Raw genomic sequence first — 13,117 nt, 5'->3', positions numbered from 1 at the left:
GACTCAGTCGGATAAGCCTGCCCGGGTGCGCTCGAGGCCGGATGGGCCCGCGGGTCGGCCCGGGCGGGTCAGCCCTCGAACTTGTAGCCCAGGCCGCGGACCGTCACCAGGTGGACCGGCTTGCCCGGGTCCTGTTCGATCTTCGAGCGCAGCCGCTTGACGTGCACGTCCAGCGTCTTGGTGTCCCCCACGTAGTCCGACCCCCAGACGCGGTCGATCAGCTGACCGCGGGTGAGCACCCGGCCCGAGTTGCGCAGCAGGTACTCGAGCAGGTCGAACTCCTTGAGCGGGAGGGTCACCACCGACCCGCGCACGGTCACCGTGTGCCGCTCGATGTCGAGGCGCACCGGGCCCGACTCGAGGACACCGATCTCGTCCGGCTGGTCCCCCTCGGTGTCGGCACCGCGCCTCAGGACGGCCCGGATGCGGGCGATGAGTTCGCGGGCCGAGTAGGGCTTGGTGACGTAGTCGTCGGCCCCCAACTCCAGCCCGACCACCTTGTCGATCTCGCTGTCCCGCGCGGTCACCATGATGACCGGGACGCTCGAGGTCACCCGCAGTCGCTTGCACACGTCGGTTCCGGACATGCCCGGGAGCATGAGGTCCAGCAACACGATGTCCGCGCCCTCCGCGTCGAAGCTCTCCAGCGCGGTCGGGCCGTCGCCGGCGATGGTGACCTCGAAGCCCTCCTTGCGCAGGAGGAACGCCAACGGATCCGCGAGCGAAGCCTCGTCCTCTACGATCAGCACCCTGGTCACGGCACCTGGTCCTCTCTTTGTTGGTCGTGCTCGGCGGGGGGTCGGGCCCCCTCGCCATCCGGCTCCACATGGGCCGGGAGTTCGAGTGTGAACGTGGACCCGGTCCCGGGTCGGCTCCAGATGCTGACGCCGCCGTTGTGGTTCTGGGCGACGTGCTTGACGATCGCCAACCCCAGCCCGGTCCCGCCGGTGGCCCGGGACCGGGCCTTGTCCACGCGGAAGAACCGTTCGAAGACGCGGGTCTGGTGCTCGGGCGCGATGCCGATCCCCCGGTCGGTGACCCGCAGCATCACGGTGTCCCCATCGAGCGCCCGGGTGATCGAGACCGGCGTGCGCTCCGGGGAGTAGTTGACGGCGTTGGAGATGAGGTTGGTCAACGCGGTGACCAGCAGGGTCAGGTCGCCCGAGATCTCGAGCCCGGAGGGCGCGTCGGTGATCAACTCGATCCCGGCCGCCTCCGCCGCGGACGCCGATCTGCGCACGGCCTCGTCCACCACGGCGTCCACGTCCACCGGCTCGGGATCACGGATCCGCTCGGCGCCCTGGAGCCTGGACAGCTCGATCAGCTCGGAGACCATCTTGCCCAGACGGTGGGCCTCGCTCACCACGCGGCCGCCGAAGTACTCGACCGACTCCGGGTCGTCCTTGGACTCCAACAACGCCTCGGCCAGCACGGCCATGGCCCCCACCGGTGTCTTGAGTTCGTGGGACACGTTGGCCACGAAGTCGCGTCGTGCGGCCTCCATGCGCCGCTGCTCGGAATCGTCGTCGGCGAACACCACCGCGAACTGAGCGAGATGGCCGCCGAGGATCTCGCTGCGGCCGCTCACCGACGGGATGCGGCGACGCCCCGTGATGATCTTGGCGGGCAGGTCGAACACGGACGGCTCGCCGCTGGCGAACGTGATCTCGGCGGCGCGCCACACCGGGTCCACCAGGAGCCGGTCGTCCACGATCCCCAGCTCGGCGGCGCGACGGTTGTAGAGCACCACGTCCTGGTGACGGTCCACCACGGCGAGCGCGTACGGCGCCTGGTGGTACACCGCCCGCAGGACCTCCAACCGGCTCGGCCCCTGCTGCTCGGCGAGCCGGAGCTCACGGCGGGCGTCGAGCCGGGGGATGACGAGCCCGCCGACGACAAAGCCGACCACTGCGGCGATGATCGCGAGGGCGATCCCGAGACTGACCTGCACGAGGCAGATACTACGGTGCGGCGAATCGGCGTCGACAACGGAGAACCCCCGTCCATCTACGGGAAGTCCGCAGGTGGACGGGGGTTCGCCGCGTGTTCACCGGAGCGACACCTACTTCTGGGCGCCCTGGCTGGCGACGGCGGCGGCTCCCGCGGCCGCGGCCTCCGGGTCGAGGTAGGTGCCCCCCGGGTTGGAGACCAGACCGGAGTCGTCGAAGCGGTAGACGAGCGGGATGCCGGTGGGGATGTTCAGGCCCGCGATGTCCTCGTCGGAGATGCCGTCGAGGTGCTTGACCAGTGCGCGCAGCGAGTTCCCGTGGGCGGCCACCATGACCGTCTTGCCCTCGGCCAGCTGCGGCGCGATCTCGGCCGCGTAGTACGGGATGAAGCGGTCCACCACGTCCTTGAGGCACTCCGTCAGCGGGACCTCCGGAAGGTCCGCGTAGCGGGGGTCGGCCGACTGCGAGTACTCGTTGCCGGAGTCGATCGCCGGCGGCGGCGTGTCGTAGCTCCGGCGCCACAGCATGAACTGCTCGTCACCGAACTCGTCCTTGATCTCCGCCTTGTTGAGGCCCTGCAGCTTGCCGTAGTGCCGCTCGTTGAGCTTCCAGTGCCGCACGACGGGGATCCAGTGCCGGTCGCAGGCGTCCAGCGCGATGTTGGCCGTGGTGATGGCCCGGCGCAGCAACGAGGTGTACAGCACGTCCGGGAGGATGCCCTCCTCGGCGAGGAGTCTGCCACCGCGGACCGCCTCCTCGCGTCCGAGGTCGGTGAGGTCCACATCGACCCATCCGGTGAACTGGTTGGAGGCGTTCCACGTGGACTGACCGTGACGCAGCAGGACGAGGGTTCCGTAAGCCATACGGTCATTATGACCCGACGCCCGAGGACTACGGTGCAGACATGACCACACACGCCGGAGACACCCCCGATCGATCCGACCGGCCGTGGACCGCCCACTACACCCCGGGCACCACGCACGACCTCGACTACGGCACCACCACGCTGCTAGACCAGTTCGACGACGCCGTGCGCACCTACTCCGACCGGCCCGCGACCGAGTTCTTCGGCCGACTGACCCCCTACTCCGAGATCGGCAGCCGGGTCCGTCACGCGGCCGAGGGACTGCGCCGCCTCGGGGTGGGGCGCGGGGACCGGGTCGCCGTCCTGCTGCCCAACTGTCCGCAGGGGATCGTCGTGTTCTACGCCGCGCTGCGGATCGGCGCGATCGTGGTCGAGCACAACCCGCTCTACACCGCCGACGAGCTCGAGGGTCCGTTCGCCGACCACGGCGCGAAGGTGGTCGTGACCTGGAACGTCGTCGCCGACATGGTGCGCGAGCTGGCCGACCGCCCAGGCACCCAGATCGAGCACATCATCGCCGTCGACCTGCTCGACGAGCTCCCCGCGGCCAAGCGCCTGGCACTCAAGTTCCTCCCCGTCCCCTCGCTGCGCGCCTCGCGGGCCAAGCTCTCCGTGCCCGCTCCCGGGACCCTGGACTGGCGCGAGCTGGAGACCGGGCCCGAGCTGGACTTCTCCCATCCGCGCCCTGAGGCCGACGACCTCGCGCTGATCCTGTACACCTCCGGCACCACCGGAACACCCAAGGGAGCCACGCTCTCCCACGCCAATCTCGTGGCCAACGCCAAGATGGGCGAGGCCTGGGTGCCCGACCTCGAACCGGGGCGGGAGCGGTTCCTGGCCTCGCTGCCGATGTTCCACGCCTACGGGGTGACGATGTGTGTCGTGTTCGGCATCGCCAAGGGCGCGCGACTCCAACTCGTGCCGACACCCGACATGGCCCTCATCATGCCGATCTTCGCCAAGGACCTGCCCACCTTCATACCGGCGGTCCCGCCGATCTACTCCAAGATCCTCGAGGAGGCCGACCGGCGGGGGATCACGCTGCACGGCGTGCGGCACTCGTTCTCCGGGGCGATGAGCCTGCCCGCCGAACTCATCGCCAGGTGGGAGGCCGCGACCGGGGGCCTGCTCGTGGAGGGATACGGCATGACCGAGACCTCGCCCATCACGGTGGGCAACCCCATGTCGACGGCGAGGCGGGCCGGCAGCATCGGCGTGCCCTTCCCGGACACCGACATCCGCGTCGCTCACAAGGACGACCCCACCGTGGACGCCGCCCCGGGCGAACCCGGCGAGCTGTTGGTCAGGGGGCCGCAGGTCTTCCCGGGCTACTGGGGCAACCCCGCGGCCACCGCCGAGACCTTCCACGAGGGTTGGCTACGCACCGGCGACGTGGTGACGCAGGACGCCGACGGCTTCCTGCACGTGGTGGACCGGATCAAGGAGATGATCGTCACCGGCGGGTTCAACGTCTATCCGTCCGAGGTCGAGACGGTCCTGCGCAGGGCCCCGGGCGTGGCCGACTGCGCGGTGGTGGGCCGGCGCGGACCGGACGGCGCCGAGCAGGTCGTGGCCGCGGTCGTGCTCGAGCCGGGCACCGAGCTCGACGCCCCGGCCCTGCGCGCCCACTGCAAGGCCTCACTCGCCGGGTACAAGGTCCCCCGGGAATTCGTGGCGCTGGACGGGCTGCCCACCAACCCGATGGGCAAGGTCCTGCGCAAGAAGGTCGCCGAGCAGATCTGACGGGAGCCGCGGCGGTCCGCATCCGCGACGCTCCACCCCATCGACAAGAGCGTCCCGCACGCATCGGCCGAGAAGAGGGTGCGCGGAACGCTCTTCTCGAGGGATGGGCGCCGAGGGATGGGCGCCGAGGCTACCCGTTGCCCGGCTGCGGCAGGTCCTCGGTGAGGTGGCGGAAGGCGTCGAGGTTGCGCAGCGGCTCTCCGCGCGAGACGCGCCACTCCCACTCGCGGCGGATCGAGGTGTGGAAACCGGTCTCGAGCAGGATGTTGAAGTCGTGGTCGGCCGCCTCGAGCACCTGGCCGAGCACGCGGTCGAGCTCCTCCTCGGTCACCGCGACCAGCGGCATCCGGCCCACCAAGTAGATGTCGCCGTTGTTGTCCAGCGTGTACGCCACCTGGTACAGCCGACGGTTGCGCCGCAGGAGGTACTTGTAGACCCTCTCGAAGTCCTCGTCGGGCTTGCGGCAGACAAACGCCTCGACCCGCACGCTCTCCCGGTTCACCGTCAGATGGCAGGCGGTCTTGAGCCGCTTCTCCCCTGGCAGCTGCACCACGAAAACGCGGCCGTCGGCCAGCGTCGACTCGATGTCACGCTCCACCAGGAAGTTACGGATCAACTCGAGGGTGGGGCGGTCGACGTCGTCGGCACCACGCGGCACGGCACCGCTGTCGTCGGCACCGCTGTCGTCGTCCATGCGCTTGGTCTCGGTGGGGTCGATCATCGTGACTCCTTCGGTTGGACGGCCTGGACTCGTGAGCGATTCGTCACGGGGGCTGGTTCGGACGGGGCCGGGCTCGCGGGCTGCGCCGGTGCCGGCCGCGCCGCTGCCGCGGGTGATCAGGACGCGGCGGCCGCCTCCCGCCGGGCTCGGTAGGACGCCATCGTGCCCGCGTACGAGGCGAGCAGTCCGTCGGCCGTGGAATCCCAGGAGAACGCCGAGGCGTGGACCGGGGCGGCCCGCGACATCGACAGGCGGCGCTCGTCGTCGTCGAGCAGTCCCACCAACGTCTCCGCCCACACCCGCGGATCGTGCCCGTCCACGGTGATCCCGGTGCGGCCGTGGTCCACCGCGGTGGGCAGGCCGCCCACCGCCGCCGCCACCACGGGCGTGCCGCACGCCTGGGCCTCGAGGGCCACGAGCCCGAACGACTCGGAGTAGGACGGCACGGCCACGATGTCGGCGGCGCGGTAGACGTCGACCAGCTCCGACGGCGGCCGCGGCGCGAGGAAGCTCACCCGGTCGGCCACGCCCAGCTCCTCGGCCAGGTCCATGAGCGAGTGGGGGCGCTCGAGCCCGGACCCGCTGGGCCCGCCCACGACCATCAGGCGCACGTCGCGGTGCGGCTGCTCCCGCACGATCTCCGCCAGCGCGCGGACGATCACGTCGGGGGCCTTGAGCGGCTGGATCCGGCCGACGAACGCGATCACCTCGGACCGCTGCGAGAGACCCAACGCGCGGCGAGCCCGCTCGGTGCCGCGTTGCGTGCCGGGGGTGTACTGCTCGAGATCGGCGCCGGGTGGCACCACGTCGATGTGGGCGGGGTCGGCGTCGTAGTAGCCCACGAGTTCGTCGCGCTCGCCGGTGGTGTTGACCACGAGCCCGTGCGCGGAGTCCACGATCTGCTGCTCCCCGATGCGCCGCGACTCCGGCTCCGGGGTGTCGCCCTCGGCCAGGACCGCGTTCTTCACCTCGGCCAGGGTGTGCGCGGTGTGCACCAGCGGCACGCCCCAGTGTTCGGAGGCCACCAATCCGGCCTGCCCCGACAGCCAGTAGTGGGAATGGATGAGGTCGTAGTGCCCGGGCGCGTGGCCGGCCTCGGCCCGCATCACACCGGCGACGAACGGGCACAGCTGAGTGGGCAGGTCCTCCTTGCGCAGGCCCTCGAACGGCCCGGCCACGATGTTGCGGACCAGGACGCCGTCGCCGGCCTGCTCGACCGGGCGCTGCGAGGAGTGGGTGGCGCGGGTGAAGACCTCGACCTCCACGCCGCGCCGGGCCAGCCGACGGGCGGTCTGCAGCACGTACACGTTGAGCCCGCCCGCGTCGCCCGTGCCCGGCTGGGCCAGCGGCGAGGTGTGGAACGACAGGACGGCGATGCGCCGCGGGAGGGGGGCCTCGGCGCCGGTGCGGAGATCGGAGACGGTCACCTCACCGATTGTGCCCGCGACGACGACGAGGCGCACTCCGGCGCGGGGCGACCCGCCCGTCGCCGCGTCGCGGATCCGCCGCTACAGCTCGGCGGCGAAGTCGTCGAGTTCGGACAGGAACCGCGGCATCTCCTCGAGGAAGGGCGCGTGTGCCGATTCGGCGAAGCCCACGTAGCGCGCGTCCGGGATCATCTCGGCATTGGCCCGGCCGGCCGAGGGCAGTACCACCCCGTCGTGCTCTCCGTGGATGACCAACGCGGGGATCGTCAGACCGCGCAGGGTGTCGTCGTGGTCCACCCGCCGCGTGAGCAGTTTCTGCCGCACGGCGGGGGGCGTGGCCAGGGACAGGCCAAAGATCCGCTGACGGCTCACGCCGTCGCCGGAACGCATCATGGCGGTGCCGAAGCCCGCGAGGGTGGCGATCGCGGTGCCCGGGTCCTCCTCGAACCCGCCGTCGGCGACCGCCATCATGGCCGGACCGACCGCGCCGCCGGCCGAACGGGAGACCGCGGTGACCGCGCCGCACAGCACCAGCCCGGCGACCCGACCCTCACCGCGCGAGGCCAGGTAGTCGGAGACCACGATCCCGCCATAGGACCAGCCGAGCAGGATCGCGCCGGCGCCGGTTCCACCCCCGCCGACTCCGGCCTCGTCGACTCCGGCCTCACCGATCCCGGCGGCGTCGAGCACCGCCTCGAGATCGTCGGCCCACTGCTCCGACGAGTCGTATCCCGCCTCCGCGACGCCGGAGTGGCCGTGGCCGCGCAGGTCCACCGCCACCACCCGGAACCGCTCGGCCAGCGAGGCCAGCAGCTCCGGCCCCCAGCAGGCGCTCGACTGGGCCCAGCCGTGGACCAGCACCAGCGGGCGTGCGGCGGGGTCGCCGAGGACGCGGTAGGCGATGACGGTGCCGTCAGAGGAGACGGCGGACGAGACGGCGGTGGAGGGTTCCGGAACAGTCATGCCGGCAATCCTGCCACCAGGCCCCGCGCCGGGCGGCTACCGTGGCGGGATGGCAACCACCACCACCCAGATCGACTCCGACGTCGTGGTCCGCACCTTCTTCGACGCCCTCGTCTCGGGCAACGTCCCCGCCGCCGCCGACCTGCTGGCCGACGACGTGTGGTGGGCCAACATCGGGCTCCCCACCATCCGGGGCAAGCGTGACGTGGTCAAGGCACTGTCGGCCATGGGCGCCAACGTGGACTTCGACGCGGAGATCCACCACCTCGCCGTGGGCGCCCCGGCGGACCCGACCACCCCCGGCTCCCCCACGATCGTGCTCACCGAACGCACTGACTACCTGGGCATCGGGCGTTTCCGCTGCGGCTTCTGGGTGTGCGGGCGCCTCGAGGTCCGTGACGGCCTCGTCTGCGGCTGGCAGGACTACTTCTCCAAGTCCGACATGGCCCTCGGCGCGGTGCGCGGTCTGGTGGGGATGTTCACCGGACGGGGTCGCTGACCTCGTCGTCGTCATCCGGCTGCTCTCCCGGGCGGTCGCGGTAGCAGGCCAGTCGCCAGACGTTCTCCCCACCGCGGCGGCGGTACTCCAACTCGTCGAGCGCCTCCAGCGCGATCGCCAGACCGCGGCCGCGTTCGGCGAACACGTCCGGCATCTGCACGGCCCGCAGGTCCACCCGGGCGGGGTTGCCGTCGTCGGTGAACCGGGCCTCCAGACGATCCGGCGCCAGCTCCAGCACCAGGGTCAGGGTCACCGGGCCACCGTCCCCCGCGTGCTCGATGATGTTCGCGCCGATCTCCGCCACGGCGAGTTCGAACCTCAACCGGGCCTCCTCCTCGACCCGGCCGGCGGAGAGCATCTCCCCGATCAGGTCGAGGACCCGGTCGAGGGTCCCCTCGCCAGTGGTGAGGGTCAGCTCCCGGCGATCGTCAGTCGCCATCGAAGGCGGTGTCCGCCGACTCGTGGGCGGTGAGCACCCGGTCGAGCCGGGTGAGCTTCAGCACGCTCTTCACCTGCGTGTTCGGGGCCGCGATGCGAAGGTCTCCACCGGCCTGCCGCGCGGCCTTGAGCCCGGAGATCAGCGCCCCGAGGCCGGACGAGTCGATGAACTCGGTGGCGCTGAGGTCCACCACCACCCGGCGGGACCCGCCGTCGACCAGGTCGCGCAGCTGGTCGCGGAGGCCGGGCGCGGCCACCATGTTCAGTCGACCGGTCGGCTGCACCACCACGGCGGTGCCGGCTTCACGGATGTCGTAGGCGGTCATGACGCTCCTTCTCTGTCGGGTCCACGGTAGCGAGCGGCCCGGACGACGACCGACAGAATGAACAGGTCGAACACCACCCAGACGAGGTTCGCCGTCACGCCCAGGACGGAGATGGCCCCCAGGTACAGGCGGACGACCCCGATGATCGCCGCCACCACGAGGAACGCCATGACGATCAACTGCGGCCGGAAGAGGTACCACGGGGTCGCGTCCTCGCCCTGGCGGGTCTTGGGGGTGACCGCGAAGTCGAGGGGCTTGCCGAAGTACACGTTGCGCGCGGCCGTCCAGCACGCCGCGATCCACACGGGGAAAAGGGCGAGGCTGTACTGCTGCCCCCGCCAGGTCGGGTTCCCGCGGCCGGCGATGAAGAACAGGAGCTGGCTCAGGACGAGGAACGGGATCAGTCGGGCGAAGAAGTCCACGCTCCACGCCTGGACCGGCATCACCCCGAGCGTCAGATAGTTCACCGGGGCGGCGAAGTACGCCAGGGCCGCGAAGCCCGACAGGTAGCTCCACATGGTCGACCAGTACATCAGTCGCTGGGCGAGGGTGAGGCCCCGCTGCACCAGCGGGTTCTCACGCAACATCACCTGGATGGTGCCCTGGGCCCACCGCAGTCGCTGAGTGAGCATGGTCTTGGGATCCTCGGGAGCCAGACCGTACGCCAGGATCTCGTGGTGGTAGGCGGTCCGCCAGCCGGCGCCGTGCAGACGCATCGCGGTGGCCATGTCCTCGGTGACCGAGATGGTCGCCAGGGCCTGGGTCGGTTCGGCCTCGTCGGCCCGGTCGATGTCCACCGCACGGATCAGGGCGCGGACCGACTCGACCGCCCCGAGCGGCGACCACTCGCGGTCCGCGAGCTGGTCTAGCACGAGATCGTCCAGCACCAGCGCGTCCGAGCCGTGTTCATCCAGTGCCGCGATCGCCTCGAGGTCCGCCCGGATCGCTCCCATGTCGGCGTCCACCACCGCTCGCGCGGCGGCGTCCACCGTCTGCTGGAAGCCGTAGGTGATCTCCGCCAGCGACGCGCCGGCCCTGAGCTCGGCGCGGGCGGTGCGCACGGCCCGCCGGACGGAGCCGAGTGCCTCGGTGACCTCGGGCTGGTCCGCCGGGACCGCACGCTGCGCCCGCCTGATCACCCTGCCGGCCGTCCGCAGGGCGCGATCCACCCCGTCCTCGACGGCCTTGACGTACCCGGTGATGCCGAGCTGCATCAGCGCCTCACGCCGCAGCACGGCGTTCGACCCACAGAAGAACGCGGCGTTCCACCCGTCCTTGCCCTGCTGGATGGGGCCGTAGAACAGAGGAGCCTGGCTGCCCAACGGGTCGGATTCGGGGACGTTGGTGAAGTACTGCGGCGTCTGGACCAGCGCCATCCCGTCGTCCGTGAAGTACCCGAGGGTCCGGTCGAGGATCTCCGGCTCCGGGATCTGGTCCGCGTCCAGGATCAGCAGGAACTCCCCGTCGGTGTGGAGCAGGGCGTTGATGAGGTTGCCCGCCTTGGCGTGGCGGGGCTTGTCCTTCCAGTTGGCCGACCGGGTGAGGTAGTCGACCCCCAGCTCCGCGGCGGCGGCCGCCAGGTCCGGACGCGCGCCGTCGTCGAGGATCCAGGTGCGGTGCGGGTAGCGGATGCGCTTGGCGGCCGCCGCAGTGTTCAGCACCAGGTCGAGCGGCTCGTTGTAGGTGGTGATGAAGACGTCGACGGTGAGCCCCTCCGGCGCGGGCGGCGGCTCGGGGCGGCGCCTCAGCCGCCACATCGTCACAGCGAACAGGATGGAATCGATCAGGCTGTACGTCTCCGCGAGCACCAGCGGGACGGCGATCCACCAGGCGTCCCAGTTGACCGAGAACAGCCACCGCCACACGATGTAGTTCAGCCCCACGATCACCGTCACCACGATGAGCAGTCGCAGGTAGGGCGACGGGTACTCGCTGCGAGGCACCGGCGGCGCCGGGACCGTGCTCACGCCGCCTCTCTCCGGACCGCCACCACGGTCACGTCGTCCAGTGGCGGCCGACCCGCCACCAGTTCGCGGGTCGCCGTCACCAGGCCGTCGGGGCAGGTGTGGGGGGCCACGAATTCCCACAACGCGGCGGGGTCGCTGCCCTCGTCCAGCAGATCGAGCAGGCCGTCCGAGCAGATCACCAACACATCACCCGGCTCCAGCTGCGCCTCATCGGAAGTCCAGGTGGTCCCGGGGAGGATGCCTATCGGGGGGCCGCCCTCCTCGAGGGGGTCGATGCGCCCGTCGGCGCGCCGGATCAGGGCCAGGCCGTGGCCGGCGTCTGTGTAGTGGATCGCCCCGGTGGGCAGATCGACCGCCGCGAGGAGTGCGGTGACGAAGGTGGAGGTGTGCTCGCAGTCCTCGGTGAGGTGCTCGGCCGCGAGCGTCGTGACCGCCCCGGTGTCCTGTGCGCCGGCGCCCGAGCCGTACCGCTCCAGCACCCGCGACGCCCCCCTGACCGAGGCGCGGACCGAGGAGGACAGGATCGCCGCCCCGAGTCCCTTGCCCATCACGTCGGCAACGGTGACCATCAGTGCCCCACCGCCACAGTAATGGTCGAAGAAGTCCCCGCCGACCGTGAACGCCGGGAGGCAGACCGCGGCCACCCGGTAACCGTCGAGCCCGGTGAGGGGGCGCGGGAGCAGCTGGGTCTGGATCTCCGCGGCCCGGTCCAACTCCGCCGAACGCTCGAGTTCCCGTTGCGCCCACTCGGCGAGTTCGGTGAACGCCTCGATCTGCTGCGGGTCCAGATGCCGCGGTTCGGTGTCGTAGATGCAGAAGGTGCCCACCGGGTGCCCGGTGGGGCCGAACAGCGGGTATCCGGCGTAGAAGCGGACCCCGTCCGGTCCACCGATGCCGGGGAGTTCCGTGAACTCCGGGTCAGCGGCGGCGTCCGGGATGATGAGCACCGGGTCGTCGGGACGTCGGTACGCCCGCGCGATGGTGGTGCGGCAGACCGTCTTGTCCCTCGGCACCTCGTCGACCTCGAGCCCCCGGATCGACTTCATCCACTGCCTGTCGCCGTCCATCAGGGACAGGGACGCCGCCGGCACCCCCAGAACCCGGCGCGCCATGTTGGTGACCTGGTCGAAGCGACCCTCGGGCGGGGTGTCGAGCATCCCGAGTCGTTCCACGTCGCGTACACGCTCGGCCTCGACGGGGGCGGGGACGCTCCACGGGTGGGGGGTCATCTCGTGCGGTGCTCTCTGTTCAAGGCGCCCGCCATGGCCTCGGCGGACTCCGGGGTGCTGGCCAGACGCCAATCGGCCTCCTTGTGGTGGTCGAACCACAGGAACGCCGTTAACTCGTCTCTCGACTCAAGATACGCGACCAGATCCCGGATCCACTCCGACTTGGACCCACCCGCCTCGGCGCTGGCCACCTCGGTGACCATCACCGGCAGCCCCGGCGCGAGATCGGCCACCTGGTCCAGGGTGGGACCGAGGATCTCCTCCGGTTCCTGCCAGGAACTCCACGCCTGTGTCGTGCCCCAGTTGTAGCCGTCAACGCCCACCACGTCCACGTAGTCGTCTCCCGGGTAGAGCGGGGCGATGGTACTGCTGCCGGGGTGGGGGACGTTGACCGTCCACACCCACCTCACATTGTCGACCCCCTTGACGGCGAACAGGTCGTGGACGTGCCGCCACGCGTCCACGTACGTCTGCGGTGGGGTACCACCCGCCGGGCTCCACGGGTACCAGTCGCCGTTGGCCTCGTGTGCGAACCGCAGGTACACCGTGTCGCCCCAGGCGGCCAGCTCGTCGGCCCAGCGATACAGGTGGTCGTCGTGGACGCCCGCCGCGATCTGCTCCATGGGGAACGCCGACCGGTCGTACTCGCCGTCCGCGACCCAGCGCCACGGTTCCCACGTGATGACCGGGTCCGCCCCCCACCCCCGGACGGCGTCGAGTTCCGCGATCGGGGGCGGAGAGGAGAAGTCGACGAACCACATCACCACGCTCGGCCGGGTCCCCACCGCGTCGGCGACGGCGTGGTACTCCCCCGGGGCGGCCGGACCTCCGGGGGTGCTCACGCCGAAGCGCGGACACGCCTGGCCGGGGGCGTCGAGGGGCACCGCCACCGGGTCGTCGGAGACATCGCACTGCCGGGAGGACCCACACGCCACGCACATCGCCGCCATCACCACCGAGACCAGGACAATCCACACCGCACGCATCGGT

Annotated in this window: 13 protein-coding genes; 2 read left to right on the top strand and 11 right to left on the bottom strand. The window is 70.8% G+C overall.

What is annotated here, in order from left to right:
* Positions 1-68 precede the first annotated feature (68 nt).
* The 3 genes from ABIE38_RS12495 to ABIE38_RS12485 all read right to left on the bottom strand — a co-directional run bounded on the left by ABIE38_RS12495 (position 69) and on the right by ABIE38_RS12485 (position 2,812).
* The gene (locus ABIE38_RS12495) at positions 69-758 is read right to left on the bottom strand and encodes a response regulator (RefSeq protein ID WP_354056706.1); all 690 of its coding nucleotides are present in this window, start codon (positions 756-758) and stop codon (positions 69-71) included.
* A complete protein-coding gene (locus tag ABIE38_RS12490; RefSeq protein ID WP_354056704.1) occupies positions 755-1,951 on the bottom strand; it encodes a sensor histidine kinase in 1,197 nt (398 codons plus the stop codon). The genes ABIE38_RS12495 and ABIE38_RS12490 overlap by 4 nt, the downstream gene beginning before the upstream one ends.
* A 111-nt stretch (positions 1,952-2,062) precedes the next feature.
* Positions 2,063-2,812, bottom strand: coding sequence for a phosphoglyceromutase (locus ABIE38_RS12485; protein ID WP_354056702.1), 750 nt, complete (start codon positions 2,810-2,812; stop codon positions 2,063-2,065).
* A gap of 41 nt (positions 2,813-2,853) precedes the next feature.
* Here ABIE38_RS12485 and ABIE38_RS12480 point away from each other — a divergent pair, with 41 nt between their 5' ends.
* The gene (locus ABIE38_RS12480) at positions 2,854-4,557 is read left to right on the top strand and encodes a long-chain-fatty-acid--CoA ligase (protein WP_354056700.1); all 1,704 of its coding nucleotides are present in this window, start codon (positions 2,854-2,856) and stop codon (positions 4,555-4,557) included.
* A gap of 130 nt (positions 4,558-4,687) precedes the next feature.
* Here ABIE38_RS12480 and ABIE38_RS12475 read toward each other — a convergent pair whose 3' ends face one another.
* The 3 genes from ABIE38_RS12475 to ABIE38_RS12465 form a co-directional block, all read right to left on the bottom strand.
* Positions 4,688-5,278 carry a type III secretion system chaperone family protein gene (locus ABIE38_RS12475; RefSeq protein ID WP_354056698.1) on the bottom strand — a complete coding sequence of 197 codons (591 nt, stop codon included), beginning with the start codon at positions 5,276-5,278 and terminating at the stop codon, positions 4,688-4,690.
* A 116-nt stretch (positions 5,279-5,394) separates the two neighbouring features.
* Positions 5,395-6,705 (bottom strand): D-inositol-3-phosphate glycosyltransferase, encoded by a 1,311-nt coding sequence (mshA, locus tag ABIE38_RS12470; protein ID WP_354056696.1) that lies wholly within the window; start codon positions 6,703-6,705, stop codon positions 5,395-5,397.
* Positions 6,706-6,786: 81 nt separating this feature from the next.
* Positions 6,787-7,668, bottom strand: coding sequence for an alpha/beta fold hydrolase (locus ABIE38_RS12465; protein ID WP_354056694.1), 882 nt, complete (start codon positions 7,666-7,668; stop codon positions 6,787-6,789).
* 49 nt (positions 7,669-7,717) lie between these two features.
* On the opposite strand from ABIE38_RS12465, the gene ABIE38_RS12460 reads away from it, so the two are divergent.
* On the top strand, positions 7,718-8,167 hold the full coding sequence (locus tag ABIE38_RS12460; protein WP_354056692.1) for a limonene-1,2-epoxide hydrolase family protein: 450 nt from the start codon (positions 7,718-7,720) through the stop codon (positions 8,165-8,167).
* Here ABIE38_RS12460 and ABIE38_RS12455 read toward each other — a convergent pair.
* Genes ABIE38_RS12455 through ABIE38_RS12435 form a run of 5 tightly spaced genes read right to left on the bottom strand, consistent with a single transcriptional unit; the run spans position 8,148 to position 13,113 of the window.
* The gene (locus ABIE38_RS12455; RefSeq protein ID WP_354056690.1) at positions 8,148-8,606 is read right to left on the bottom strand and encodes an ATP-binding protein; all 459 of its coding nucleotides are present in this window, start codon (positions 8,604-8,606) and stop codon (positions 8,148-8,150) included. The two genes, ABIE38_RS12460 and ABIE38_RS12455, sit on opposite strands and share 20 nt — an antisense overlap.
* Positions 8,596-8,931: an STAS domain-containing protein gene (locus ABIE38_RS12450; protein WP_354056688.1), complete on the bottom strand. Its 336-nt coding sequence runs from the start codon at positions 8,929-8,931 to the stop codon at positions 8,596-8,598. The genes ABIE38_RS12455 and ABIE38_RS12450 overlap by 11 nt, the downstream gene beginning before the upstream one ends.
* On the bottom strand, positions 8,928-10,898 hold the full coding sequence (locus tag ABIE38_RS12445; protein ID WP_354056686.1) for a glycosyltransferase: 1,971 nt from the start codon (positions 10,896-10,898) through the stop codon (positions 8,928-8,930). The genes ABIE38_RS12450 and ABIE38_RS12445 overlap by 4 nt, the downstream gene beginning before the upstream one ends.
* Positions 10,895-12,127, bottom strand: a complete 1,233-nt coding sequence (locus ABIE38_RS12440; RefSeq protein ID WP_354056684.1) for a PP2C family protein-serine/threonine phosphatase — start codon at positions 12,125-12,127, stop codon at positions 10,895-10,897. Before ABIE38_RS12440 ends, ABIE38_RS12445 begins: the two co-directional genes overlap by 4 nt.
* A complete protein-coding gene (locus ABIE38_RS12435; protein WP_354056682.1) occupies positions 12,124-13,113 on the bottom strand; it encodes a glycoside hydrolase family 26 protein in 990 nt (329 codons plus the stop codon). The genes ABIE38_RS12440 and ABIE38_RS12435 overlap by 4 nt, the downstream gene beginning before the upstream one ends.
* Positions 13,114-13,117 lie beyond the last annotated feature (4 nt).

Source organism: Dietzia sp. 2505, from assembly GCF_040546785.1.
Classification (GTDB): Bacteria; Actinomycetota; Actinomycetes; order Mycobacteriales; family Mycobacteriaceae; genus Dietzia.
This window is presented reverse-complemented; position numbering and strand designations above follow the sequence as displayed.

Coding starts and splice junctions, on each gene's coding strand:
- ABIE38_RS12485 (WP_354056702.1), bottom strand. CDS start 2,812: ATGGCTTACGGAACCCTCGTCCTGCTGCGTCACGGTCAGTCCACGTGG.
- ABIE38_RS12480 (WP_354056700.1), top strand. CDS start 2,854: ATGACCACACACGCCGGAGACACCCCCGATCGATCCGACCGGCCGTGG.
- ABIE38_RS12475 (WP_354056698.1), bottom strand. CDS start 5,278: ATGATCGACCCCACCGAGACCAAGCGCATGGACGACGACAGCGGTGCC.
- ABIE38_RS12465 (WP_354056694.1), bottom strand. CDS start 7,668: ATGACTGTTCCGGAACCCTCCACCGCCGTCTCGTCCGCCGTCTCCTCT.
- ABIE38_RS12460 (WP_354056692.1), top strand. CDS start 7,718: ATGGCAACCACCACCACCCAGATCGACTCCGACGTCGTGGTCCGCACC.
- ABIE38_RS12455 (WP_354056690.1), bottom strand. CDS start 8,606: ATGGCGACTGACGATCGCCGGGAGCTGACCCTCACCACTGGCGAGGGG.
- ABIE38_RS12450 (WP_354056688.1), bottom strand. CDS start 8,931: ATGACCGCCTACGACATCCGTGAAGCCGGCACCGCCGTGGTGGTGCAG.
- ABIE38_RS12440 (WP_354056684.1), bottom strand. CDS start 12,127: ATGACCCCCCACCCGTGGAGCGTCCCCGCCCCCGTCGAGGCCGAGCGT.
- ABIE38_RS12435 (WP_354056682.1), bottom strand. CDS start 13,113: ATGCGTGCGGTGTGGATTGTCCTGGTCTCGGTGGTGATGGCGGCGATG.